General features: G+C 61.0%; 21 protein-coding genes. 15 read left to right on the forward strand and 6 right to left on the reverse strand.

The window, feature by feature from the left end:
• Positions 1-38: 38 nt before the first annotated feature.
• Positions 39-1352 (reverse strand): ATP-binding protein, encoded by a 1314-nt coding sequence (locus tag ACLBW8_RS12655; RefSeq protein ID WP_064450192.1) that lies wholly within the window; start codon positions 1350-1352, stop codon positions 39-41.
• 117 nt (positions 1353-1469) lie between these two features.
• A complete protein-coding gene (gene ompR, locus ACLBW8_RS12660; protein WP_053255745.1) occupies positions 1470-2210 on the reverse strand; it encodes an osmolarity response regulator transcription factor OmpR in 741 nt (246 codons plus the stop codon).
• Positions 2211-2566: 356 nt separating this feature from the next.
• Between ompR and ACLBW8_RS12665 the strand changes: the two genes are divergently transcribed.
• The 7 genes from ACLBW8_RS12665 (at position 2567) to tauD (ending at position 10790) form a co-directional block, all read left to right on the forward strand.
• A complete protein-coding gene (locus tag ACLBW8_RS12665) occupies positions 2567-4891 on the forward strand; it encodes a Tex family protein (RefSeq protein ID WP_221293652.1) in 2325 nt (774 codons plus the stop codon).
• Positions 4891-5274, forward strand: a complete 384-nt coding sequence (locus ACLBW8_RS12670) for a PaaI family thioesterase (RefSeq protein ID WP_221293651.1) — start codon at positions 4891-4893, stop codon at positions 5272-5274. Before ACLBW8_RS12665 ends, ACLBW8_RS12670 begins: the two co-directional genes overlap by 1 nt.
• A gap of 214 nt (positions 5275-5488) precedes the next feature.
• On the forward strand, positions 5489-7072 hold the full coding sequence (gshA, locus tag ACLBW8_RS12675; RefSeq protein WP_447805487.1) for a glutamate--cysteine ligase: 1584 nt from the start codon (positions 5489-5491) through the stop codon (positions 7070-7072).
• 262 nt (positions 7073-7334) lie between these two features.
• Positions 7335-8312 (forward strand): taurine ABC transporter substrate-binding protein, encoded by a 978-nt coding sequence (tauA, locus tag ACLBW8_RS12680; RefSeq protein WP_447805488.1) that lies wholly within the window; start codon positions 7335-7337, stop codon positions 8310-8312.
• 17 nt (positions 8313-8329) lie between these two features.
• On the forward strand, positions 8330-9109 hold the full coding sequence (tauB, locus tag ACLBW8_RS12685) for a taurine ABC transporter ATP-binding subunit (RefSeq protein ID WP_064450187.1): 780 nt from the start codon (positions 8330-8332) through the stop codon (positions 9107-9109).
• Positions 9106-9942: a taurine ABC transporter permease TauC gene (gene tauC, locus ACLBW8_RS12690; RefSeq protein WP_447805489.1), complete on the forward strand. Its 837-nt coding sequence runs from the start codon at positions 9106-9108 to the stop codon at positions 9940-9942. Before tauB ends, tauC begins: the two co-directional genes overlap by 4 nt.
• An 11-nt stretch (positions 9943-9953) precedes the next feature.
• Complete coding sequence (gene tauD, locus ACLBW8_RS12695; RefSeq protein ID WP_447805490.1) at positions 9954-10790, forward strand: taurine dioxygenase; 837 nt, start codon at positions 9954-9956, stop codon at positions 10788-10790.
• A 351-nt stretch (positions 10791-11141) separates the two neighbouring features.
• Here the strand turns inward: tauD and mgrA are convergent, their stop codons facing one another.
• The 4 genes from mgrA to epsC form a co-directional block, all read right to left on the reverse strand.
• Entirely contained in the window at positions 11142-12179 is a 1038-nt protein-coding gene (gene mgrA, locus ACLBW8_RS12700) for an L-glyceraldehyde 3-phosphate reductase (RefSeq protein ID WP_064450185.1), read from the reverse strand.
• Between the two features lie 109 nt (positions 12180-12288).
• On the reverse strand, positions 12289-13617 hold the full coding sequence (locus ACLBW8_RS12705) for an OprD family outer membrane porin (RefSeq protein ID WP_447805527.1): 1329 nt from the start codon (positions 13615-13617) through the stop codon (positions 12289-12291).
• Positions 13618-13905: 288 nt separating this feature from the next.
• Positions 13906-15867: a choline transporter BetT gene (betT, locus tag ACLBW8_RS12710; protein ID WP_167353715.1), complete on the reverse strand. Its 1962-nt coding sequence runs from the start codon at positions 15865-15867 to the stop codon at positions 13906-13908.
• Positions 15868-16272: 405 nt separating this feature from the next.
• Entirely contained in the window at positions 16273-17199 is a 927-nt protein-coding gene (gene epsC, locus ACLBW8_RS12715; protein ID WP_447805491.1) for a serine O-acetyltransferase EpsC, read from the reverse strand.
• 167 nt (positions 17200-17366) lie between these two features.
• Between epsC and ACLBW8_RS12720 the strand changes: the two genes are divergently transcribed.
• The 8 genes from ACLBW8_RS12720 (at position 17367) to ACLBW8_RS12755 (ending at position 26041) form a co-directional block, all read left to right on the forward strand.
• The gene (locus ACLBW8_RS12720; protein WP_447805492.1) at positions 17367-18359 is read left to right on the forward strand and encodes a D-cysteine desulfhydrase; all 993 of its coding nucleotides are present in this window, start codon (positions 17367-17369) and stop codon (positions 18357-18359) included.
• Between the two features lie 284 nt (positions 18360-18643).
• Positions 18644-19438: a cystine ABC transporter substrate-binding protein gene (tcyJ, locus tag ACLBW8_RS12725; RefSeq protein ID WP_064450180.1), complete on the forward strand. Its 795-nt coding sequence runs from the start codon at positions 18644-18646 to the stop codon at positions 19436-19438.
• Entirely contained in the window at positions 19438-20103 is a 666-nt protein-coding gene (gene tcyL, locus ACLBW8_RS12730; RefSeq protein ID WP_017135731.1) for a cystine ABC transporter permease, read from the forward strand. Before tcyJ ends, tcyL begins: the two co-directional genes overlap by 1 nt.
• Positions 20104-20106: 3 nt before the next feature.
• Positions 20107-20853, forward strand: coding sequence for an L-cystine ABC transporter ATP-binding protein TcyN (gene tcyN / locus ACLBW8_RS12735; protein WP_128589413.1), 747 nt, complete (start codon positions 20107-20109; stop codon positions 20851-20853).
• Between the two features lie 372 nt (positions 20854-21225).
• Complete coding sequence (locus ACLBW8_RS12740; RefSeq protein WP_447805493.1) at positions 21226-22011, forward strand: hypothetical protein; 786 nt, start codon at positions 21226-21228, stop codon at positions 22009-22011.
• A gap of 187 nt (positions 22012-22198) precedes the next feature.
• Positions 22199-23440: an SfnB family sulfur acquisition oxidoreductase gene (locus tag ACLBW8_RS12745; protein WP_407015958.1), complete on the forward strand. Its 1242-nt coding sequence runs from the start codon at positions 22199-22201 to the stop codon at positions 23438-23440.
• Between the two features lie 40 nt (positions 23441-23480).
• A complete protein-coding gene (locus ACLBW8_RS12750; protein ID WP_447805494.1) occupies positions 23481-24674 on the forward strand; it encodes an SfnB family sulfur acquisition oxidoreductase in 1194 nt (397 codons plus the stop codon).
• Positions 24674-26041, forward strand: a complete 1368-nt coding sequence (locus tag ACLBW8_RS12755) for an LLM class flavin-dependent oxidoreductase (RefSeq protein WP_447805495.1) — start codon at positions 24674-24676, stop codon at positions 26039-26041. The genes ACLBW8_RS12750 and ACLBW8_RS12755 overlap by 1 nt, the downstream gene beginning before the upstream one ends.
• Positions 26042-26053: the final 12 nt, after the last annotated feature.

Here is a 26053-nt window from a genome sequence, read left to right on the forward strand (position 1 = left end):
CTGGCTAGCCAGCTCCCACATTTGATTTGAGTTGTTTGTCAGACCGCGTCTCTTGGCAGCATCAGGCCAAGCGGCAACCGCACCCGCGCCTCCAGGCCACCCTCTTCCCGGTTGCGCAACTCAACATTGCCGCCATGCATCGAAGCAATCCGACGCACAATCGCCAACCCCAACCCCGTACCTTTACCACCCCGGGCACGGTCGCCACGGGTGAACGGGTTGAAAATACCTTCCAGTTCCGCGGGGTCGATACCCGTACCTCGGTCCATCACACTCAACACCACATAAGGCGCGGTGCTGTCGCCGGACACATACGCGGCCACTTCGACATCCGAACCTGCGTGATGCAAAGCGTTGCCGATCAAGTTGTTCAGCAGACGCTTCATGGATATGCGACGCAACGCAAACGGCTGGATCGGCTCCAGGCGCATGCGCACCTGCTCGCCGTTCTGGTTGTAGGGCGCCACCACTTCACGCACCAGTTCCGTCAGGTCGACCTCTTCGACCACCTCATCACGGCCATCACGGATAAACGCGAGGAACTGGTCAAGAATCGCGTCCATGTCCTCGATATCGCGCACCATGTCATCGGTCAGGTCGGAATGATTGCCCATCAACTCCAGGGACAGGCGCAAGCGCGTCAGCGGTGTGCGCAGGTCATGGGACACTCCCGCCAGCATCAGCTCGCGTTCGCGACCGGCCTGTTCGACATCTTCCGCCATCTGGTTGAAGGCGCCGTACACCTCGGTCATCTCACTGGGCGTGTCGCTGATCGGCAGGCGCACGCTACGCCCTTGTCCCAGTTGGCGGGCGGCAAATACCAGGCGTTTGAGGGGTTGGTTGAGCTGGCGCACAAAAATCCACGCGGACGCCGTTGAAAGCAAGCCGATCGCCAGGAACCAGCCGAGCACGTTCCAGATCTTCTGCCCTCGCAGCGGATGCGGGTACAGCGGCACTTTCAGCCAATCCTGCCCCAGGCTTGGCGCACGCACCCATAACGCGGGTGACACATGCATACGCAGCCGCACTTCGGTGTCTTCACCCAGTTCGGCCTGCATCTGGCGTTGGTAAATCTCACTGTAGGGCCAATGCTGCTCGCCTTCCGGCACACCTGCTCCGGCGACGCGAACCAAGGTGGCAGCCTTGGCGATCTTCTCGCGGTTCTCGGGGTCGGCAGCCCAATAGGCGCGCAGTGTCAGGGCAACACCGTGGCTGTATTGTCGATCGACCAGCACGTCTTCGTTCATCAACAGATAAACCAGCGTCAGCGCCTTGGAAAACAGAACGACGATCAGCACCAGCCAAAGGGTGCGGGAAAAGAAACTTTGCGGGAACCACAGCGGGGTTTTCATAGGAGACAGCTAGACACCTTGCAAGAACGAGCGGCGCTCGCAGAATTGCAGACGCCGGGCATCCCGTCGACCCTCATGGAGTCAAACGCCAGGATGCCCGCCCCTGCAAATCATCGGTCACTTGGTTGCAGTGCCATCCGGCACAAACACATAACCCACGCCCCACACCGTCTGGATGTACCGCGGCTTGGACGGGTCCGGCTCGATCATTCGGCGCAGACGGGATATCTGCACGTCGATGGAGCGCTCCAGGGCGTCCCATTCCCGGCCACGGGCCAGGTTCATCAGCTTGTCGCGGGTCAGCGGCTGGCGAGCATTCATCACCAGGGCCTTGAGCACAGCGAATTCGCCGGTGGTGAGCATGTGCACTTCTTCGCCACGCTTGAGCTCACGAGTCGCCAGCGACAGTTCGTAGTCGCCAAAAGTGACGCTTTCGTCTTCGCTGCCCGGCGCACCCGGAACCGGAGCTGCCTGGCGACGGAGTACGGCTTTGACCCGGGCCATCAACTCATCAGGGTTGAACGGCTTGGCCAGGTAGTCATCAGCACCCAGTTCAAGGCCCTTGATGCGGCTCAGCTCATCGCCCTTGGCGGTAAGCATGATGATTGGAATCTGGTTGTTCGCGCCGCGCAGGCGTTTGCAGGCGGTGAGGCCGTCTTCGCCGGGCAACATCAGGTCGAGCACGACCAGATTGAATACTTCGCGCCCCAACAGGCGGTCCATCTGCTCGGTATTCGGCACCGCGCGTGCACGGTAGCCCTTGGAGTTGAAAAAACGCTCCAGCAGGCTGCTCAGCCCCGGATCGTCGTCAACGATGAGAATTTTTTCGCCTTCAGCAGTTTGTGCAGTGCTGCTCATTAGATGCTCCTCTTATCTCGGCGCGCATTATGGCGTAGCTGCCGTTATACGCACCGTGTGCATTGTTAGCAGATTTTTCCTCCACCGCCAGCGAACCCGCGTCCTACAACCACTGGCGCAGTACCCCCCAAGGGCAGAACGCTGGTTATAATGCGGCGCCTTCGTGCAGGGCACTGTCAGACTTTACTGTTTACTGCCTCAGCAGTTTTTTCAGCGGCGGGCAGCAATTTCCCGATTTCGCGGGTCAATAGGCAGCCTATCGACCCAGGCAGCGGCGCCGGTAGGGCCGCTCAACCAGCCTCGCAACGCCTTGTTTTCCGGGCCTGCGAGCTGCTTTCAGAATTTCAGGTGGTTTTATGGACAGCATCAACAGCCGCATTGCCGAGGAACTCGGTGTACGCCCACAACAGGTCGAAGCGGCCGTCGCTCTACTGGATGAAGGCTCCACAGTGCCTTTCATCGCCCGCTACCGTAAAGAAGTGACCGGCAGCCTCGACGACATCCAATTGCGTCACCTGGAAGAGCGCCTGCGTTACCTGCGAGAACTCGACGAACGGCGCATCAGCATCCTCGCCAGCATCGAGGAGCAGGGCAAGTTGACGCCGCAATTGGAACGCGACATCAAGCTCGCCGACACCAAGACTCGCCTCGAAGACCTTTACCTGCCGTACAAACAGAAACGCCGCACCAAGGGCCAGATCGCCCTGGAAGCCGGCCTGGGCGACCTGGCTGACGGCCTGTTCAACGACCCGTCGCTGACCCCGGAAACCGAAGCCGCACGCTTTATCGACGCCGAAAAAGGTGTCGCTGATGTCAAGGCTGCCCTCGAAGGCGCCAAATATATCCTCATGGAGCGTTTCGCCGAAAACGCCAGCCTGCTGGAAAAACTGCGCTCCTACCTCAAGCAGGAAGCCATCCTCAGCGCCCGCGTCATCGCCGGCAAAGAGGAAGAAGGCGCCAAGTTCCGCGATTACTTCGAACACGATGAACCGCTGAAAAGTATGCCGTCCCACCGTGCACTCGCCATTTTCCGTGGTCGCAACGAAGGCATTCTCAGTTCCGCGCTGAAAGTCGGCGACGAGCTGCCGGGCACCATGCACCCGTGCGAAGGCATGATCGGTCAACAATTCGGCATCCAGAATCAGAACCGTCCTGCGGACAAGTGGCTCGGTGAAGTCGTGCGCTGGACCTGGAAGGTCAAGCTCTACACCCACCTGGAAACCGACCTGCTCGGCGAGCTGCGCGACGGCGCCGAAACCGAGGCGATCAACGTCTTCGCCCACAACCTGCATGACCTGTTGCTGGCCGCGCCAGCCGGCCCGCGCGCCACACTGGGCCTCGACCCGGGCCTGCGCACCGGTTGCAAGGTTGCCGTGGTCGACGCCACGGGCAAGCTGCTGGACCACGCCACCGTGTACCCGCATGTGCCGCACAACAAGTGGGACCAGACCCTGGCGATCCTGGCCGCGCTGTGCGCCAAGCACGCCGTGGACCTGATCGCCATCGGCAACGGCACCGCCAGCCGTGAAACCGACAAGCTGGCCGCCGAGCTGATCAAAAAATACCCAGCCATGAAGATGACCAAAGTCATGGTCTCCGAGGCCGGCGCTTCGGTGTACTCGGCCTCGGAGCTGGCCTCCAAGGAATTCCCGGACCTCGACGTATCGATCCGTGGCGCGGTTTCCATTGCTCGCCGCCTGCAAGACCCGCTGGCCGAGTTGGTGAAAATCGACCCTAAATCCATTGGTGTCGGCCAATACCAGCACGACGTGTCGCAGCTGAAACTGGCACGCGGCCTGGATGCGGTGGTGGAAGACTGCGTAAACGCCGTGGGCGTGGACGTGAACACTGCCTCCGTGGCGCTGCTGGCGCGCATCTCCGGCCTCAACACCACCCTGGCGCAGAACATCGTCACCCACCGCGACGAGAATGGCGCGTTCAAAACCCGTGCGGCACTGAAAAAAGTCGCACGCCTGGGTGAAAAAACCTTTGAACAGGCCGCTGGCTTCCTACGCGTGATGAACGGCGATAACCCGCTGGATGCCTCCGCAGTTCACCCGGAAGCCTACCCGCTGGTGCAGCGCATTGCCGCCGAGACCGACCGCGACATCCGCTCGCTGATCGGCGACGCCGCGTTCCTCAAGCGCCTGGACCCGAAGAAGTACACCGACGAAACGTTCGGCGTGCCGACCATCACCGACATTCTGCAAGAGCTGGAAAAACCAGGCCGCGACCCGCGTCCCGGGTTCAAGACGGCCGAGTTCCAGGACGGCGTCGAAGACCTCAAGGACTTGCAACTGGGCATGATCCTCGAAGGTGTGGTGACCAACGTGACCAACTTCGGTGCCTTTGTGGACATCGGCGTGCATCAGGACGGTTTGGTGCATATCTCTGCGCTTTCGGAGAAGTTCATCAAGGACCCTCGCGAAGCGGTGAAAGCCGGTGACGTGGTGAAGGTCAAGGTCATGGAAGTCGATATCCCACGCAAACGCGTCGGCCTGTCGATGCGCATGAGCGACACCCCCGGCGAGAAAATCGACGGCGCCCGTGGTGCACGCCCAGGCTCGGCGCCGCGCCCGTCGCAGAACAACGCGCCGCGCAAGGAAACCGCCACGGCCGCGCCGAGCAACAACGCCATGGCGTCGCTGTTCGCCAATGCCAAGCAGTTGAAGAAACGTTGATGGAAATTCCAGCCGGTTTGACCCAGAGCGCCTTCAGCGAGCTGATCGGCTGCCGCCTGCAACGCCTTGAAGAAGGCGTTGCCGAGGTGGCCCTGACCCTGGAGCCGCACCTGCGCAACCGCGCGGGCAAGCTCCATGGCGGGGCGATTTTCAGTTTGGTCGATATCACCATGGGGCTGGCCTGCTCCAGTTCCCATGGTTTCGACCAGCAGAGTGCAACCATCGAGTGCAAAATCAACTACATCCGCGCCGTGTCTGACGGCGACGTGCTGTGCACCAGCCGGGTGATTCACGCCGGTCGACGCACGTTGGTGGTCGAGGCGGACGTGTACCAGGACGACAAACTGGTCGCAAAAGCACAAGGCACCTTCGCTGTCCTCTAGCTCCCCGCCCTCGATTTGAGTTAATTTCGGCGCTGCGACAACAGCGTCGGAATTTTCTTGCTGCGCTATAGCCCAATTCATGGAGTGAAGTAGGCTTTTTCAAAGCGGGTCAAATCGACTCAAAACCAGGCGATAACGCCAGTTTTAACTTCACCCTTGTAGACCGTCCTGCCCACCCCCATATTGGGGCGACTGACGCGTGAAGGAATCCAACTTGAGCGAACTTCTCAACCGCCGCCTGGCCTTGCTCGGCAAGCGCGAACACCTCTCCCTGCTAGAGCAGTGCTTGCACGGCATCGAGCGCGAATGCCTGCGCGTCACGGATGAGGGTCGCCTGGCGCAAACGCCGCACCCTGAAGCCCTGGGCGCTGCGTTGACCAACGAATTGATCACCACCGACTACTCGGAATCGCTGCTGGAGTTCATCACTCCCGCCCTGCCCAACCCGGCCGATACCCTGAGCAGCCTGGACAAGATCCATCGTTTTGCCTACAGCAAACTCGGCAACGAGTACCTGTGGAGCCCTTCGATGCCGTGCCCGTTGCCGGCCGAGGAAGATATTCCGATTGCCTACTACGGCACCTCGAATATCGGACAACTCAAGTACGTGTACCGCAAGGGCCTGGCCCTGCGTTACGGCAAGACCATGCAGTGCATCGCCGGCATCCACTACAACTTTTCCCTGCCGGAACAGTTGTGGCCGTTGCTCAAGGAGACAGAAGGTTTCGTCGGCACCGACCGCGACTACCAGTCCACCGCGTATATCGCGCTGATCCGTAACTTCCGTCGCTACAGCTGGCTGTTGATGTACCTGTTTGGTGCCTCACCGGCACTGGACGCCGGCTTCCTGCGCGGTCGCTCGCACCAGTTGGAGGCGTTGGACGCCGACACGCTGTACCTGCCCTACGCCACCAGCCTGCGCATGAGCGACCTGGGTTATCAGAGCAACGCCCAGGCGGGCCTGACGCCGTGCTACAACGATCTGAGCAGCTACACCGACAGCCTGCGTGAAGCGGTGGCAACGCCCTACGCACCTTACGTCGAAGTCGGCACCCATAAGGACGGTGAGTGGGTTCAGCTCAACACCAACATCCTGCAGATCGAAAACGAGTACTACTCCAACATTCGCCCCAAGCGCGTGACCTACACCGGCGAACGGCCGATCCAGGCGCTGATGGCCCGTGGCATTCAGTACATCGAAGTGCGTTGTCTGGACATCAACCCGTTCCTGCCGATGGGTATCGACCTGCCGGAATCGCGCTTCCTCGACGCGTTCCTGCTGTACTGCGCGTTGAACGACAGCCCGCTGTTCGCCAACAACGAGTGCGGCAATGCCACCTCCAACTTCCTCAATGTGGTCAAGGAAGGTCGCCGCCCAGGCCTGCAGTTGCAGCGTCAGGGCCAGCCCGTGGACATGAAGGAATGGGCCACGGAGCTGCTGGAGCAGATTGCGCCGTTGGCCGCGTTGCTTGACGAGAGCCACGGTATCCAGGAACACAGCCAGGCACTGGACGCTCAGTTGGCGAAGGTCAAAGACCCTTCTCTGACGCCATCGGCCCAGGTACTGGCGGCGATGGCCGAGCGCAAAGAGAGTTTTGCGCAGTTCTCCCTGCACCAAAGCGAAGTGCATGCCGAGTACTTCCGTAAAGAGCCGTTGCCGGCTGCAGAGCAGGCACGTTTTGAGGAACTGGCGCGCACGTCGCTGGCGCAACAAGCGGAACTGGAGCAGAACGAAGTGGGCGACTTTGATGTGTTTGTCGGGTCGTACCAGGCGAGCATCCTGGCGATCAGCAACTAAAAAGCCGAGCTCAATTCCTCATGGGAATGGGCTTTATGTGGGAGGGGCTTGCTCCCGATAGCGGATTATCAGTCACCTATCATTGACTGGCCCACCGCCATCGGGAGCAAGCCCCCTCCCACATTTGCCCGCTTTTGACTGAAGACCGTCTTTCACCTTTCTCCTCATAAGCTAATTCGAAAATGTTATTTATTTTCGGATTCTTAGATCATTTAGTCTCCTCACTCGCCGACCCTCGGCCGCCTGATTGAGGAGCTTCCCCTTGAAACTGCATTTCCCTCTCCGCCTCCTGGCGGCGTTGTCCCTGGCCGGTGCCAGCCTGTTTGCACAGGCGGCGGATGTGACCATCGCCTACCAGACCACCGTGGACCCGGCCAAAGTCGCCCAGGCCGACGGCGCGTATGAAAAAGCCACCCACGCCAAGATCGACTGGCGCAAATTCGACAATGGCGCCGACATCATCGCCGCCATCGCCTCCGGCGACGTGCAGATCGGCTACCTCGGTTCCAGCCCGCTGACCGCTGCCGTCACCCGCAAAGTACCGGTGGAAACCTTCCTCGTGGCCACCCAGATCGGCGGCGCCGAAGCCCTGGTGGCGCGCAATGGTTCGGGGATCAACAGCCCGCAGGACCTGGTCGGCAAAAAAATCGCCGTGCCGTTCGTATCCACCGGCCACTACAGCCTGTTGGCCGCGCTGAAGCACTGGAACATCGACCCGTCGAAAGTCACGATCCTCAACCTCGCGCCACCGGCGATCATCGCCGCCTGGAAGCGTGGTGATATCGACGCGACCTACGTTTGGGACCCCGCCCTGGGCGTGGCAAAGGAAAACGGCAAGGTGCTGATCACCTCCGGCGAACTGGCCAAGTTCGGCGCACCGACCTTCGATGCGTGGATCGTGCGTAAAGACTTCGCCGAGAAACACCCGGAAATCGTCAGCGCCTTCGCCAAAGTCACGTTGGATGCCTACGCCGCGTATCGCAAAGACCCACAAGCCTGGCTCGCCGACACAGGCAACGTCGACAAACTGGTGAAGCTCTCCGGCGCCAAGGCCAGCGATATCCCGCTGCTGCTGCAAGGCAACGTTTACCCGCTGGCCGCTGACCAGGTGACGCTGCTGGGCGCACCGACCACCAAAGCGGTGACCGATACCGCCGCGTTCCTCAAGGAACAAGGCAAGGTCGATGCCGTGCTGCCGGACTACGCGCCTTACATCAGCGCCAAGTTCATCACTAACTGATTCGGGAGTTCATTGCGATGGCCTTGCTACAACTGGAGCGCATCAGCGCACAGTACCCAGGCGCCACAGAACCGGTACTGTCTGACATCTCACTCGACCTTGGGCCCCAGCAATTGCTGGTGGCTCTCGGGCCGTCCGGCAGTGGCAAGACCTCGCTGTTGAACCTGATTGCCGGTTTCGTCGAACCTTCTGCCGGGCGCATCACCCTCGATGGCGTGCCAGTCAAAGGCCCCAGCGCCGAACGTGGCGTAGTGTTCCAGGACGACGCCCTGCTGCCGTGGCAGGACGTGCTGGCCAACGTTGGCTTCGGCCTCGAACTGGCCGGCGTACCCAAGGCGCAACGTGAAGTGCGCGCGCGGGAAATGCTCGCCCTGGTCGACCTGGCCGGTTTCGACAGCCGCCGCATCTGGCAACTCTCCGGCGGCCAGAAGCAGCGTGTGGGCCTGGCCCGCGCCCTGGCGGCCGACCCTCGCGTGTTGCTGATGGATGAACCCTTCGGCGCGCTGGATGCCTTCACGCGCGAACAGATGCAGGAATTGCTGCTGCAAGTCTGGCGGCGCACGGCCAAACCGGTATTCCTGATTACTCACGACATCGAAGAAGCGGTCTTTCTCGCCACCGATTTGATCCTGTTGGCGCCCAACCCGGGCCAGATCGTCGAACGCCTGCACCTGGACTTCGGCCAACGCTACGCCGCCGGTGAATCGGCCCGGGCGATCAAGTCCGACCCGCGCTTTATCGAAACCCGTGAGCACGTGCTGGGCAAAGTGTTCTCCCAACGGCAGGTGTCCGCATGAGCAGCTACGAACTCCCCGCCACGGCCGCGAAGCCCGTGGCTCACGCGGTTATCCCGGTACGCCGCAGCCTGAGCACGCGTTGGATCAGTGTGCTGACGCTGGTCGCCTTGCTGGCGATCTGGTGGGCCGTGACCGCTACCGGTTTGATCGAACCCTTGTTCCTGCCACCACCGTCTGCCGTGCTGCAAAAAGGCTGGCTGCTGGCGACCACGGGCTACATGGACTCCACATTGTGGCAGCACCTGGGCGCGAGCTTGAGCCGTATCGGCCTGGGCCTGGGCTTTGCGGTGCTGACCGCCGTACCGGTCGGCATTGCCATCGGCTCCAACCGTATTGCCCGCGGCATTCTCGACCCATTGATCGAGTTCTACCGGCCGATTCCGCCGTTGGCCTACTTGCCGTTGATTGTGATCTGGTGCGGCATCGGCGAACTGTCCAAGGTGCTGCTGATTTACCTGGCGATCTTCGCGCCCATCGCCATCGCCACCGCGACCGGCGTGCGCACGGTCGACCCGGCCAAGCTGCGTGCCGCGCAGTCGTTGGGTGCGACCCGTGCCCAGTTGATTCGCCATGTGATCCTGCCGAGCGCCCTGCCCGACATCCTCACCGGTGTGCGCATCGGCCTGGGTGTGGGCTGGTCGACGCTGGTCGCCGCCGAGCTGATCGCCGCCACCAGCGGTTTGGGCTTTATGGTGCAGTCGGCGGCACAGTTTCTGGTCACTGACGTGGTGGTGCTGGGGATTCTGGTGATCGCCCTGATCGCCTTCGCCATGGAAATGGGCCTGCGTGCCCTGCAACGCAAATGGGTGCCTTGGCATGGCCAGGCACACTGAGTGAGAACAGCATGAGCAGCCTGACCGTTACCCCATTAAGCACCGCCCTGGGCGCCCAGATCAGTGGCGTCGATATCACCCAGCCGCTGAATATTGAACAGCGCAACGCCATCGAACAGGCGTTGCTTACCCACTCGGTGCTGTTCTTCCGCGACCAAGCCATCACGCCGCAGCAACAGGCACGCTTCGCGGCCAATTTTGGTGACCTGCATATTCACCCGATCTACCCCAACGTGCCGGAACAGCCCGAAGTGCTGATCCTCGACACCGCGGTGACCGATGTGCGTGACAACGCCGTGTGGCATACCGACGTGACCTTCCTGCCCACCCCTGCCCTCGGTGCGGTGCTCAGCGCCAAGCTGCTGCCGGCGTTTGGCGGCGACACGTTGTGGGCCAGTGGCATTGCGGCGTACGAGGCGTTGTCGGCACCGCTCAAGCGCCTGCTCGATGGCCTGACGGCCACTCACGATTTCACTAAATCCTTCCCGCTGGAACGCTTTGGCAATACGGCCGAAGACTTGGCGCGCTGGGAAGCAACCCGCAAGAAGAACCCGCCGCTGTCGCACCCGGTGGTGCGTACACACCCGGTGAGCGGGCGTAAGTCGCTGTTTGTCAGTGATGGGTTTACCACCCGGATCAACGAGCTGGAACCGGCGGAAAGCGAGGCGATTTTGAAACTGCTGTTCGCCCACGCAACACGGCCGGAATTCACCATTCGGTGGCGCTGGCAGGAGAATGACGTGGCCTTCTGGGATAACCGCGTGACCCAGCATTACGCGGTGGATGACTACCGGCCGCAGCGGCGGGTGATGCATCGGGCGACGATTCTGGGCGATGTGCCGTTCTAAGCCAAGCACGCCATCAGCATCACTGAAGATCAAAATGTGTGGGCTGGCTTGCCTGCGATAGCGCCGGGTCAGCCAACACATTCATCGACTGACACACCGCCATCGCGGGCAAGCCCGGCTCCCACAGGAACCGCGCACACCGGCTGATTTCGCCATACAGAAGATCAAAAATGTGGGAGCGGGCTTGCTCGCGAATGCGGTGGGCCAGTCGCCTATGTACTGACTGATACACCGCATTCGCGAGCAAGCCCGCTCCCACATTTGATTTACAGCGTGGCGAATAAATTTGGCAATTCAGGCCACTGTGGAAGCCAGGCTTTACCGCTCCCACAGTGACCGGGTTATGCCAGTTTATTCAGCGGTGGATGGCTTTTCCCAAAGGTTAATCCCGCCTTCCAGCGCAAACCGATCAATCTCCGCCAGTTCTTCGGCACTGAAGCTCAAGTTCTTCAGCGCCCCGACGTTTTCAATGATTTGCTCTGGCCGGCTCGCACCGATCAGCGCACTGGTCACCCGTGGGTCACGCAGGGTCCAGGCCAGCGCCAATTGCGCCAGGCTCTGGCCACGGCGCTTGGCGATTTCATTCAGCGCGCGCACGTGGGCGATGTTGGCTTCGGACAAGTGCTTGGCCTGCAACGAGCCGCCACCCGGGCGATTGACCCGCGCATCCGCCGGTACGCCGTTGAGGTACTTGTCGGTCAGCAAACCCTGGGCCAGCGGCGTGAATGCAATCACCCCGGCGCCAAGTTCTTCGGTGGTGTCCAGCAGGTCTTTTTCCACCCAGCGGTTGAGCAGGTTGTACGCCGGCTGGTGGATCAGCAACGGTACTTTCCACTCTTTGAGCAGCGCCGCGATTTCGCGGGTTTTAACGCCGGAATAAGACGAGATACCGATGTACAACGCCTTGCCTTGTTGCACGGCCGTGGCCAGGGCGCTGGCAGTTTCTTCCAGCGGGGTGTCGGCGTCGAAACGGTGCGAGTAAAAAATATCCACGTAGTCAACGCCCAGACGCTGCAGGCTCTGATCCAGGCTCGCCAGCACGTATTTGCGCGAACCGCCGCCCTGGCCGTAGGGGCCGGGCCACATGTCCCAACCAGCTTTGCTGGAGATGATCAGTTCGTCGCGGTAATGCTTGAAGTCTTCGCGCAGCAAACGGCCGAAGTTGATCTCGGCGCTGCCATAGGGCGGGCCGTAGTTGTTGGCCAGGTCGAAGTGGTTGATACCCAGGTCGAACGCGGTGCGCAGCAAGGCGCGCTGGGTGTCGATCGGGGTGCTGTCGCCAAAGTTGTGCCACAGCCCCAGGGACAGTGCAGGCAGCACCAATCCACTGCGGCCTACGCGGCGATACGGAATAGATTCATAGCGGTTTTCGGCAGCAATATAAGTCATCGAATCCTCTCTTGAACTTGGGACAAATAAGGCCCAGGAATAACGATATTCCCAGGCCTTTTAAGCAGCTGAATCGCTTAAGTCTGCCCTTCCGTTTTACAGCAATTTCCTACCAGAGTGGAACGACATAGCTGACATAGAAGCGGTTTTCATCTTGCACGGTAGCACCGGTAATGTCCGGACTCGCATGCGCGTTTTTCCAGGTCACGCCCAGGCCTTTGAGGGTGCCGGTCGGTACTTGGTAAGCCACGGCAATGTTGCGTTCCCATTCGCTGGTATCGCCCTGGGCCGTGCGGATGTCATCGCCATGGGCGTAGGCGGCGGAGAAGGTCAGGCCGGTGAGGCCGAGCTTGCCGAAGTCATATTTGTACTGAGCCAGCCAGGTGCGTTCGCCGGCGTGCTGGAATTTGTTCAACTGCATGTTGGTCAGCGCCGGGGTGTCGGCACCTGAACCCGGGCCTTGGCGTGCGTCACCGCTGTTCAGGCCGGCGTCGAGGTAAGGGAAGTCGCTGTCGCCGCTGTTTTTCTGGATACCGAGGCCGATGGTGTGGCCGTCCAGGCTGTAACTCTCAAGCAAGCTGGCGGTGGTTTGGTTGATGCGGCCTTTGCTGGTGCCATCACCGTAGAGGCCAGCACCGGCAAAGTCTTTATCGCCATCGGCGTTAGCCCCCACACCCAGGCTGCGGAACACGCGCACGTCGGTGTCGATCGCGCCCACGGACAAGGCGTCATGACGCTTGGCGCCGAGGAAGAACTGCTGGTAGTAATCCTCAAGGTTGGAGTACCACAGGCTGACAGTGGTGTTCTGTATACCGGTGTAATCGGCACCACCGAACAAGAAGCGATCGCTCTCTTTGGTGCCACCTGCGGTAATCATCCCCTGGTCGCCGGTTTCGTTGCGGATCTTGGTCTTGAAGATATCGCCGCCGGTGAAGGTGAAGTCGCTGAGGTCCTTGGAGACCAGTTGCACACCGGTGTTGGTCTGCTGGTAAAGGCGGCCGTCGGTGTTGGCCAATACCGGGTTGTTGCCGTAGAGCGTGCCGAGGCGCAGTTCATCTTTGGCGAAGCGCATTTTGAATGTTGGGCTCAGCACGCCGAACTGGTCGGCCGACTTGCCGTCATCCAGCGGGAACATGCTGCCGGGGTAGCGGCCCTGGTGGTCCTTGTCATTCAGGTCGCCACCGGAATCCAGTTTCAAACCGTAGAACGCTTGCAGGTCCAGGCCAAAACCTACCGGGCCTTCGGTGTAGCCGGACTTGAAGTTGAACTCGAAACCCTGGCCCCAATCGCGCACGCTGTGGGCCTTGGCGCTGCTGTTCACCACATCACGCCCCTGCTGGTTGAGGTAGCGGTTGAGCAAGGTCACATCGGCGTGGCTGTCGTCGATAAAATCGGCATGGGCGGACAGCATAAAGCTCGCCATGGCGGCACCCACCATAGGGCTTATTAACGTCTTCATTGTTACCGGTCTCCGTCACTGTTCTGAAATGAAAGCGTCAAACGCTTCACACAATTACGCAGTGGCCAGATGACAGTTCCGCGTCAAAACGCGGTGTTCACCAATGAAATTAAATTTAAGAAAGCCCCGTGGGACGGGGCTTTGCGGGCTTTTTTGCGGGAGCGGGCTTGCCCGCGAGGCAGGCAACTCGGTGTATCTCAAACACCGAGCTGATGCGATCGCGGACAAGCCCGCCCCCACAGGGGATTAGCGCACTCCCACAGGGGACTAGCGCACCAAGTGCAAAAACTGCAGGTGTCGCTCGTACTGGTCGAGGATGTCGTTAATGATCTGCTCCTTGGTGTAGCCCACCAGGTCGTAGTCCTGGCTGCCCTCACTCAGATGCACTTCCGCCCGGTAATAGCGACGGTTGTTGATCTCTTTCGACCCCATGCCACCCCGGGCAAACGACGGCGTGAAGTAGCCGCGCATCTGCACCTGGTAGACGAACGGGTGCTCCTCGCCATGGCCGATTTCCAGGCTGACACTGTCATTGGACGGGTCAGGCTGAGTGACCACGTTCAAGCCTTTCTCGACAAATACCGCCGTCACTTCCTCGATCGCCGGGCGCACCGTTGATTCAAGAAAGCGGTACACCTCATCCCGCGAAGGGAAGTGCACGGCCTGGCTCAAACGCTGGCGCCAGCCGCCTCGGCCCTTGCGTGAGGCCGATACGGGTGCCAACGAATGCAACTGAGCAATCTGCTTCTGCGATTCGAGATGAAAAGCCTTGTGCAGCCCCCACATCATCAACAGCAGGATCAGCGAGAACGGCAACGAGGTCAGTACCACTGCGGATTTCAGCGAGTCGATACTGCCGGCAAACAGCAAGGCACTGGTGACCAGCGCGGTCATTGCGCCCCAGAACACACGCAGCCACTTCGGCCCGTCTTCATCGGCGTTGCCGCCTTTGGACGACAGGGTCGACAGCACCACGGTGCCGGAGTCGGCCGAGGTGACGAAGAACACGAAGCTGATAAACACCGTGACGGCGATCACGGTCTTGCTCCACGGATAGGTTTCCAGCAACAAGTAGAGGCTCATCGACGGGTCGTCGATGGCCGACTGGCCGAGGGCGGTCAACCCGTGGTTGAGTACCTGGTCGATGGCGCTGTTGCCGAAGATCGACATCCACGCCAGGGTAAAGCCCAGCGGAATCAGCAGTACGCCAAACACGAATTCGCGGATGGTACGGCCGCGGGAAATGCGCGCGATAAACAGGCCCACGAATGGCGACCATGCAATCCACCAGGCCCAGTAGAACACCGTCCAACCGCCCAGCCAGTCACTGGGTTTGTCGTAGGCGTACACATCGAAGCTCTTGGTCGGCAACGCGCCGAGGTAGTCACCGATGTTCTGGATCAGGGTGTTGAGCAAGTGCTGGGTGGGCCCGGCGAACAACACAAACAGCAGCAGCGCACAGGCCAGCAGCATGTTGATGTCGGACATCACCCGCACACCCTTGTCGACACCGGCCACGGCCACGAGGATCGCCGCGCCCATCATCAAGGTAATCAGGCCGACCTGAATCCACTGGGTGTGGGCAACGCCGAACAGGTAGTCGAGGCCTGAGTTGAGGTGCAGCACACCAAAGCCCATGTCGGCACCCAGGCCGAACACCGTGGCGATGATGCCGAAGCCATCCACCGCGTAACCGATGGGGCCATTGATGCGCTTGCCGATCAGCGGGTACAGCGCCGAGCGTAGCGCCAGCGGCAGGTTATGCCGGTAGGCGAAATACGCCAGGGCCATGCCGACAAAGGCGAACACGCCCCAACCATGCAGGCCCCAGTGCAGAAACAGGATCTGCATGGCCTGGCGGGCGGCGTCGGCGTTCATCGGTGCGCCCTGGGGCGGTTGCACCAGGTGCGTCAGCGGCTCCGAGACGCAAAAGAAAAACAGCGTGATGCTGATCCCGGCGGCAAACAGCATGCCGGCCCAGGACAGGTAACTGAATTCGGGCTCGTCGTGGTCGGCACCGAGTTTTATCTTGCCGTAGCCTGATAGCGCGGTGACCACCACGAAGACCAGATACAGGGTCATCGCCAGCATGTAGTACCAGCCGACCGTATTGGCCGCCCAGTTTTGCGCCGCCAGCAGCCAGGCACCGGCCTGTTGCGGGATAGCGATGACAGTGATGCCGAACAGCAGGATGAAGCTTGCGGCAAAGTAGAAAACGGGCGCATTCATGCGCACCAGGCCGCTGGGTGGGGTGGACGATGCACTCATGAACGATGCACCCCGAAGGTGTGGGATGTGGCTGTAAATAACGGACTCAGCAAAGGTAAGCCTCCTGTTGTGAGCGGGCAGCGAACCACCGGGTTTAACTTGAACGAACATTCAAGTTAAACATGGATAGGCGGTTTTGGACTAATCGCAAGGCTGAGCGGTAGATAGTTCCTACACTAGCTCAAGGATTGGTATGACGGCTGGTGATGGCAAAACGTTCAGCGATCATTGAGTGAAAATCTACCCAAAGCTGGAATGCAGTCCACTGTGGGAGCTGGCTTGCCTGCAATAGCGGTGGTCAGACATACCGCCATCGCAGGCAAGCCAGCTCCCACAGGGGTTCAGTGACAAACTCTGGCTCAGTCGCTACTTCTGCGCCCCATCCTCATGCTGCAGATTCGCCTGCGTAATGTTCGCCCCCGCCGGCACGCTGCGGGTCAGCCACACATTGCCGCCAATCGTCGAGCCCTTGCCGATGGTGATGCGCCCCAGGATCGTCGCCCCGGCATAGATCACCACATCGTCCTCAACAATCGGATGGCGTGGAAGGCCCTTCTGCAATTGCCCATCCTCATCCGCCGGGAAGCGCTTGGCGCCCAACGTCACGGCCTGGTAGATACGCACGCGCTCGCCGATGATCGCGGTTTCGCCAATCACCACGCCTGTGCCGTGGTCGATAAAGAAACTCGGGCCAATCTGCGCGCCCGGGTGAATGTCGATGCCGGTCGCCGAGTGAGCAATCTCCGCGCTGATCCGCGCCAACAACGGCAACCCGGCGCGATACAAATGGTGCGCCAGGCGATGGTGAATCACCGCCAGAATCCCCGGATAGCACAGCAGCACTTCATCCACACTGCGCGCGGCCGGGTCGCCGTGATAGGCGGCCAGCACGTCGGTGTCCAACAGGCTGCGCAGGGATGGCAAGGCCAGGGCGAAATCCTGGATCAGGCGGATGGCCAGTGCGTCGACTTCGCCATCGTCTTGGCCGCCTTGGCGGGCGGCATAACGCAGCTCCAGGCGCGCCTGGCCGAGCAAGGCATTCAAGGCGACGTCGAGGGTATGGCCGACGTAAAAATCTTCACTTTCTTCACGCAGGTCCACCGGCCCCAGGCGCATTGGAAACAACGCACCGCACAGCGCTTCGAGAATCTGCGCCACCGCCTCGCGGGACGGCAACTCGCGGCCGCCATGCTCGCCACTCAAGCGGCCATTGCGCGTGCGCCACTGGTCCCGGGCGCTGCGCAGCTGGCCGACGATGGTCTGCAATTGCCAATGACTGGAACGCTCACTCACGGTATTCACTCCTGACGATATGGCCATCACTTTACGGTATGGACCCTGGCCGCCCTTAAGAACCAATGGTGTGATACTAAGAACTAACCGACATAAGCGATTGACGGGTTGCCCGTTGAAAAGTGCCTGCCTATAGTCGCCCCATCACTTAGCCACTGTGCGTAGCCATGATCAAACAACAGCTCGACCGTTTTAACCGCCTGGAACTGCTGGGCGGCGCCACTGCCCTGGAAAAACTCGAGCGGCTGTCGGCCTGGCTGGGCAGGGATATCTACGTCAAACGCGATGACACCACGCCGCTGGCCATGGGCGGCAACAAGCTGCGCAAACTTGAATACCTGGCGGCCGATGCCCTCGCGCAGGGTGCCGACACACTGGTGACCGCCGGTGCCATTCAGTCCAACCATGTACGCCAAACCGCCGCGCTGGCCGCCAAGCTCGGCCTGGGTTGCGTTGCACTGCTGGAAAACCCCACCGGCACCGAAGACCCCAATTACCTGGGCAACGGCAACCGCCTGCTGCTGGAACTGTTCGACGCCAACGTCGAATTGGTCGAGAACCTCGACAACGTCGACGACCAGCTCAACGCCCTCGCCGACCGCCTGCGCAGCAACGGCAAGAAGCCGTACCTGGTGCCGATCGGCGGCTCCAATGCCCTGGGTGCCTTGGGTTATGTGCGCGCCGGGCTGGAGCTGGCCGGACAGATCGAAGACAGCGGGATTAAATTCTCCGCCGTGGTGCTGGCCTCGGGCAGCGCGGGTACCCACAGCGGCCTGGCGCTGGCATTGAGTGAAGTGCTGCCGAATTTGCCGGTCATCGGCGTCACCGTGTCACGCACCGATGAAGCCCAGCGCCCGAAAGTACAAGGCCTGGCCGAACGCACCGCCGAGTTGCTCGGCATGGAAATCCCCGAAGCATTCAAAGTCATTCTGTGGGACGAATATTTCGGCCCGCGCTACGGCGAACCGAACGCCGGCACCCTGGCCGCGGTCAAGCTATTGGCCAGCCAGGAAGGCCTGCTGCTGGACCCGGTCTACACGGGCAAGGCCATGGCCGGCTTGCTCGATGGTATCGGGCGCCAGCGGTTTGAGGACGGTCCGATTATTTTCCTGCATACCGGTGGGGCGCCGGCGTTGTTTGCCTATGGCGCGGCCTTTTAATGGAACAAACACAGGTAAAAATGTGGGAGCGGGCTTGCTCGCGAAAGCGCACGATCAGCCAACTCTTCCGGTGACTGACACACTGTATTCGCGAGCAAGCCCGCTCCCACATTAGATCAGTGTGATATTCCAAAAAAGAATAACAAATTATATTTATATTATTTTCAAGTCTTAAAAACTCGCTTTATAGTCGCGCCGAAGGCGAAGACGCGCTTCGCGCTTTAAGGCAGGATACGACTACCGCGTCACCTGCTTCGCTCAACATAAAAACACAGAGGCTCTTCATGACTATTTCTGTATTGCGTCGCACATTGCTGGTTGGCACATTGGGCCTGACGCTTGGGGCCGGTTGGTTGGGCCAGGCAGTTGCCGGCGAGCAACTGGACACCATCAAGAAGGCGGGCGAGATCAAGATCGGCCTGGAAGGCACCTACCCGCCTTTCAGCTTTGTCGATGAAAGCGGCAAGCTCAGCGGTTTCGAAGTCGAGCTGTCCGAAGCGCTGGCCAAGGAGCTGGGCGTCAAGGTCAAGCTGCAAGCCACGCCGTGGGACGGCATCCTCGCCGCCCTGGAATCCAAGCGCCTGGACGCCGTGGTCAACCAGGTGACCATCTCCGAAGAGCGCAAGAAAAAGTATGACTTCTCCAAGCCCTACACCGTTTCCGGTATCCAGGCGCTGGTGCTGAAGAAAAACGTCGACACCATCAAAACCGCCGACGACCTGGCCGGCAAGAAAGTCGGTGTAGGCCTGGGCACCAACTACGAGCAATGGCTCAAGGACAACCAACCCAAAGCCATCATCAAGACTTACAACGATGACCCAACCAAGTTCCAGGACCTGCGCATCGGCCGCATCGACGCCATCCTGATTGACCGCCTGGCAGCCCTGGAATACGCCAAAAAAGCCCCGGACACTGCCGCTGCTGGCGATGCCTTCTCCCGTCAGGAAGCCGGTATTGCCCTGCGCAAAGGCGAGCCTGAACTGCTCGACGCCGTGAACAAGGCTCTCGACAAGCTGCGCGCCGACGGCACCTTGAAGAAGCTGTCCGAGAAATACTTCAACGCTGACGTCACTCAATAATGGAAGCAGGTTTCCAACTCGCGCTGGACTCCGCGCCCTTTCTGCTCAAGGGCGCGTATTACACGGTGATTCTTAGCCTCGGCGGAATGTTTTTCGGCTTGCTGCTGGGCTTCGGCCTGGCCTTGATGCGCTTGTCGCGCTTCAAGCTATTGAGCTGGACTGCCCGTGTCTACGTGTCGTTCTTTCGCGGCACGCCCTTGCTGGTGCAGCTGTTCCTGATCTACTACGGCTTACCGCAAGTGGGCATCGAGCTGGATCCGATCCCGGCCGCCATGATCGGCTTTTCGCTGAACATGGCCGCCTACGCCTGTGAAATCCTGCGCGCCGCGATCAGCTCCATCGAGCGCGGCCAGTGGGAAGCGGCTGCCAGTATCGGCATGACCCGCGCGCAGACACTGCGCCGGGCCATCCTGCCGCAGGCCATGCGCACGGCGTTGCCGCCGCTGGGCAACAGCTTTATTTCGCTGGTCAAGGACACGGCGCTGGCCGCCACCATCCAGGTGCCCGAGCTGTTCCGCCAGGCTCAGTTGGTGTCTGCGCGCACCTTCGAAATCTTCACCATGTACCTCTCCGCCGCCCTGATCTACTGGATCCTGGCAAGCATCCTGGCGCATTTTCAAAATCGCCTGGAAGACCGGGTCAACCGGCATGACCTGGAGTCTTGAAGCATGATCGTGGTTGAAAAACTGACCAAACAATTCAAGGGTCAGGTGGTGCTCAACGGGATCGACCTTGAGGTCAAGGAAGGCGAAGTCGTCGCCATCATTGGCCCCAGCGGTTCCGGTAAAACCACCTTCCTGCGCTGCCTGAATTTCCTCGAAGAACCCACCAGTGGTCGCATCAAGGTGGGTGACATCGAGATCGACAGCAGCAAACCGCTTAACCAGCAACAAGGCCTGGTGCGGCGTTTGCGCCAGCACGTGGGTTTTGTGTTCCAGAACTTCAACCTGTTCCCCCACCGCACCGCGCTGGAAAACGTCATCGAAGGCCCGATCGTGGTCAAGAAGATGCCGCGCGAAGCGGCGATCGCATTGGGCCGCAAGCTGCTGGCCAGGGTCGGCCTGGCGGGCAAGGAAGATGCGTACCCGCGCCGCTTGTCCGGTGGCCAGCAACAGCGCGTAGCGATTGCCCGTGCATTGGCCATGGAGCCGGAGGTGATTCTGTTTGACGAACCCACCTCGGCCCTCGACCCGGAGCTGGTCGGCGAAGTGCTGGCGACCATCCGCAGCCTCGCCGAAGAAAACCGCACCATGGTCATTGTCACCCACGAAATGAGCTTCGCCCGGGATGTGGCCAACCGGGTGATCTTCTTCGACAAAGGCGTGATCGTGGAACAGGGCGAAGCCAAGGCATTGTTTGCCAACCCCAAGGAAGAACGGACCAAGCAGTTCCTGAGCAAATTTTTAGCCCACTGACAGTCCGTGTGGGGGCTGGCTTGCCTGCGACAGCATCACCGCGGTATGACGGATAAATCAGGGTGCCTGCATCGCAGGCAAGCCCGTTCCCACATGACAGTGTTCCTACATAAAATCCTCATTCCAATCAGTAAAAGTCCCCGCGACACCCTGCTTAAAATCCCCCTCCCCGTCAGCTTGTTCTGAATCTGCGCCAACCCGCCGTTTAGCCCTTTGCCGCCATTGACGGCCGCTGGCCAACCCTCTTATCTAGCGCCCAGAGGATTGGATCCTATCCCGGCTATTCACTGAATCGTTCCTTTCGGCACCCTGCGCACAACCGCGCCACGGGTGCCGGAACGATTGCTGCTGGCTGCATCAAGGAGATTACGTATGACGCGCACCGCAACCCAAACCCTGCTCGCCGCCCCGACCCTGCCCCAGGCTAATCGGCACGGCATCAACGCCCTCGCCGCCGCCCACTTGCAGGTAGATATCGCGCCCTTCCCCGGCATGGAGGAAGGCGACCTGATCGAACTGTTCTGGAACAACTGCTTCGCCGACTCGCGTCGGATTACCGCGTGCAAGGTCGGCACATCGACCCGCCTGCGCGTCCCGGAAAGTTTTATCCAGGATGGCGCGGCACGGGTTCACTATCAGGTCCTGCACGTCGGCCACGGCCCGGCACGCTCGGCCATCACCCAGGTGGGGGTGAAGACCTGCTATCCGGGTGGCCTGCCGTCCGCGCTCTCGGGCGACGAAAACCAGAACCTCGCCCCCGTGTGCCTGCCCGAAACCATCCGACGTCACGGCGTCAACAGCAGCCAGGTACGACGAGGTATCCCGCTGACCATCGAGCCTTACCTGAACATGGCCACGGGCGACGCCATTACCTTGCGCTGGGGTGACGCGCGCCTCGACCTGCCGCAAATCCAGGCCGAAGGCGTCGGCCTGCCGGTACAGGTGTGGGTGCCTTCGGTGGTGATTGTCGACGCGGGCGACGACAGCCGCCTGGACGTGACGTACTGCATTCTCGATCGCGTCGGCAATAATTCGCGCTGGGCACCGGTGCGCACCTTGAACATCGCCGCCGGCGTGCCACAGGCGCCGACCCGCCCGGCCAGGGCCGCGTCGACTTATCAACCGCGCCAGCCCGGTTCTCCCTGCGAGCCTGGGTGACAGCCCTTCTATGCATATTCCTAAAAGTTAGTTTATTAAAAAATTTAACACGCTTAGGGTATATGCACCGGACCACCGGACATCTCTGATTTTTCTGTTTTTATTTCATTGAATGCGAGGTCGGTATGGTCAGAATTACCCCGGTGCATAACGCCAGGGCATTACGTGCAGCCAAGGAGCGGCGCTGATGTCTAACTTGGCTCTAACACCCCCCCAGAGTGATCTGGACGTAGCCCCATTGCTGTTGCCGGCCGCTGTGCTGCGCAACGACGCCGAGGCGTTGAGCGCCGCGTTTGAGCTGGCCCAGGCTGCGCGCCTGCAAGCGGCCAAGCGCGACCAGCAGCGCAAGCTGCCATGGGCGCAGCTCGAGCAGTTCACCCGCAGCGGGCTCGGCAGTATTTCCATTCCCCGTGAATACGGCGGCCCGCAGGTATCGTTCGTTACCCTGGCTGAAGTCTTCGCGATCATCAGCGCGGCGGACCCGGCCCTCGGGCAGATTCCACAGAACCATTTCGGCATCCTGTACCTGTTGCAGGGCACTGCCACCGAACGCCAGAAAAAGCAGCTGTTCCAAAGCGTCCTCGACGGTTGGCGCATCGGCAATGGCGGCCCGGAACGCGGCACCAAAAACACACTGGAGCTAAAAGCGCGCCTCACCGCCGAAGGCGACGGCTACGTGGTCAGCGGCCAGAAGTTCTACTCCACCGGCGCTTTGTTCGCCCATTGGGTCGCAGTAAAGGCGTTGAATGATGACGGCAAACAGGTCATGGCATTTGTACGCCGTGGCACTGAAGGGCTGCGCATCGTCGATGACTGGTCGGGCTTTGGCCAACGCACCACGGCCAGCGGCACGGTGCTGCTTGATCGCGTGTCGGTGGACGCAGAGCTGGTGATTGAAAACTGGCGTCTGGGCGAAAGCCCAAACATTCAGGGCGCCATCTCGCAACTGATCCAGGCCGCCATCGACGCCGGCATCGCCCGGGGCGCCCTCGACGACACCATCGCCTTCGTGCGTGAACGCTCGCGCCCGTGGATCGACGCCAAGGTCGAGCGCGCCAGCGATGACCTGTATGTGATTGCCGATATCGGCAAGCTGAAAATCGAACTGCACGCCGCCGAAGCACTGCTGCGCAAGGCCGGCAAGGTGCTGGACGAGGTCAGCGCGGCGCCAATCACCGCGCAATCCGCCGCCAGGGCATCGATTGCCGTGGCCGAGGCGAAAGTGCTGACCACCGAAGTGTCGCTGCTGGTCAGCGAAAAGCTCTTCGAGCTGGCCGGCAGCCGCGCCACCCTCGCCGAATTCAACCTCGACCGCCACTGGCGCAACGCCCGCGTGCATACCCTGCACGACCCGGTGCGTTGGAAGTATCACGCCATCGGCGCCTATCGCTTGAACGGCACCTTACCTGCTCGTCACTCCTGGATTTAACCGACCAGAACACTTTTCCACGAGCTTCTGGAGAACACCTATGACTTTCTCTACAAACGTCGCGGTTATCACCAGCGACGAACAAGCCCTCATTGTCGCCAGCGACCTTGCGGAAGACTTCCGCCGCGACAGCGCCCAGCGCGACCGTGAGCGCCGCCTGCCCTTGCCCGAACTGGACGTGTTCTCCCGCTCCGGCCTGTGGGGCATCAGCGTGCCGAAGGAACACGGCGGTGCCGGCGTCTCCAATGTCACCCTGGCCAAGGTCATTGCGCTGATCGCCCAAGCCGACGCTTCATTGGGCCAGATCCCGCAAAACCATTTCTATGCCCTTGAAGTGCTGCGCGTCAACGGCAGCCCCGCGCAGCAGCAACGCCTGTACGCCGAAGTGCTCGCCGGCCAGCGTTTCGGCAACGCCCTGGCGGAGCTGGGCACAAAGACCGCTCACGACCGCGTGACCTCTATCACCCGCGACGGCGACGGTTTTCGCATCAGCGGCCGCAAGTTCTACGCCACCGGCGCAATCTACGCCCAACGCATCCCGACGTCGGTGGTGGATGAGCACGGCGTGCAGCAACTGGCGTTTGTGCCCCGCGACAGCGAAGGCCTGACGGTGATTGACGACTGGAGTGGCTTCGGCCAGCGCACCACCGGCAGCGGCTCCGTCGTGTTCGATAACGTGTGGGTCGCCGCCCAGGACGTGATCCCGTTCCAGAGCGCTTTCGAGCGCCCGACCACCGTCGGCCCACTGGCACAGATTCTTCACGCCGCCATCGACACCGGCATCGCGCGCGCCGCTTTCGAAGATGCGCTGCACTTTGTGCGCACCAAGACCCGCCCGTGGATCGACGCCGGCAACGACAAGGCCACCGAAGACCCGCTCACCCTGAAGAGCTTCGGCCACCTGAGCATTCGCCTGCACGCCACCGAAGCCTTGCTGGAGCGCTCAGGCGAAGTTCTCGACCGCGCCCAGGCCGACAGCACTGCCGAGAACGTCGCGGCGGCCTCCATCGCCGTCGCCGAAGTGCGCGCCCTGAGCACGGAAATTTCCCTGGCCGCCGGCAGCACCCTGTTCGAGTTGGCCGGCAGCCAGGCGACCCTGGCCGAACACGGCCTCGACCGCCACTGGCGCAACGCCCGCGTGCACACCCTGCATGACCCGGTGCGCTGGAAGTACCACGCGGTGGGCAATTACTACCTCAACGATGAAAACCCGCCACTGCGGGGGACCATCTGATGAGCCTGCCGGTAAAAACAAAGAAAAAAATCCTGCTCAATGCTTTCAACATGAACTGCATCGGGCATATCAACCACGGCCTGTGGACGCATCCACGGGACACCTCGACGCAGTATAAAACCGTCGAATACTGGACCGAACTGGCGCAGACCCTGGAGCGCGGGCTGTTCGACGGCCTGTTCATCGCCGACATCGTCGGCGTGTACGACGTTTACCAAAACTCTATCGACGTGCCGCTCAAGGAGTCGATCCAACTGCCGGTCAACGACCCGCTGCTGCTGGTCTCGGCCATGGCGGCGGTGACCCAAAACCTCGGCTTCGGCCTCACCGCCAACCTCACCTACGAGCCGCCGTACCTGTTCGCCCGGCGCATGTCCACGCTCGATCACCTGAGCCGTGGCCGGGTCGGCTGGAACATCGTCACCGGTTACCTCGACAGCGCTGCCAAGGCCATGGGCCTCACGGAACAGGTCGAGCATGACCGGCGCTACGACCAGGCCGACGAATACCTGGAGGTGCTGTACAAACTCTGGGAAGGCAGCTGGGAAGACGACGCGGTCATCAATGATCCGCAGCAACGGGTCTACGCGCAGCCGGGCAAGGTGCACAAGGTCGAGCACCATGGCGAGTTCTATCAGGTGGAGGGTTATCACCTGTGCGAGCCGTCGCCACAACGCACGCCGGTGCTGTTCCAGGCCGGCAGTTCGGACCGTGGCCTGCTGTTCGCCGGGCGACATGCCGAGTGCGTGTTCATCAGCGGGCAGAACAAGGCGGCGACCAAGGTCCAGGTGGACAAGGTACGCGCCAGCGCCGTCGAAGCCGGACGCAACCCGGATGACATCAAGGTGTTCATGGGCCTCAACGTGATTGTTGGCACCACGCAAGAGCTGGCCTGGGCCAAGCACGCCGAGTACCTGAGCTACGCCAGCCCTGAAGCCGGCGTGGCGCATTTTTCGGCGTCGACGGCGATTGATTTTTCCCAATACGAGATCGATGAACCGATCCAGTACGTGAAAAGCAACGCGATTCAGTCGGCCACCAAGAACCTGCAGAACAACGACTGGACCCGGCGCAAATTGCTCGAGCAACACGCCCTCGGCGGCCGCTACATCACCTTGGTCGGCTCGCCCGAGCACGTGGCTGATGAGCTGGAATCCTGGATCAGCGAGACCGGGCTGGATGGCTTCAACCTGACGCGCATTGTGACGCCGGAAAGCTATGTCGACTTTATCGACCTGGTGGTGCCGGAGTTGCAGCGGCGCGGCTCGTACAAGACCGCTTACGAGACCGGCACCTTGCGCGAAAAAGTCTTCCAGGGCACTGCACGGTTACCCGAACAACACACCGGTTCCACCTACCGACACTGAATTAGAAGTGTG

The organism is Pseudomonas sp. M5A4_2d, assembly GCF_053345295.1.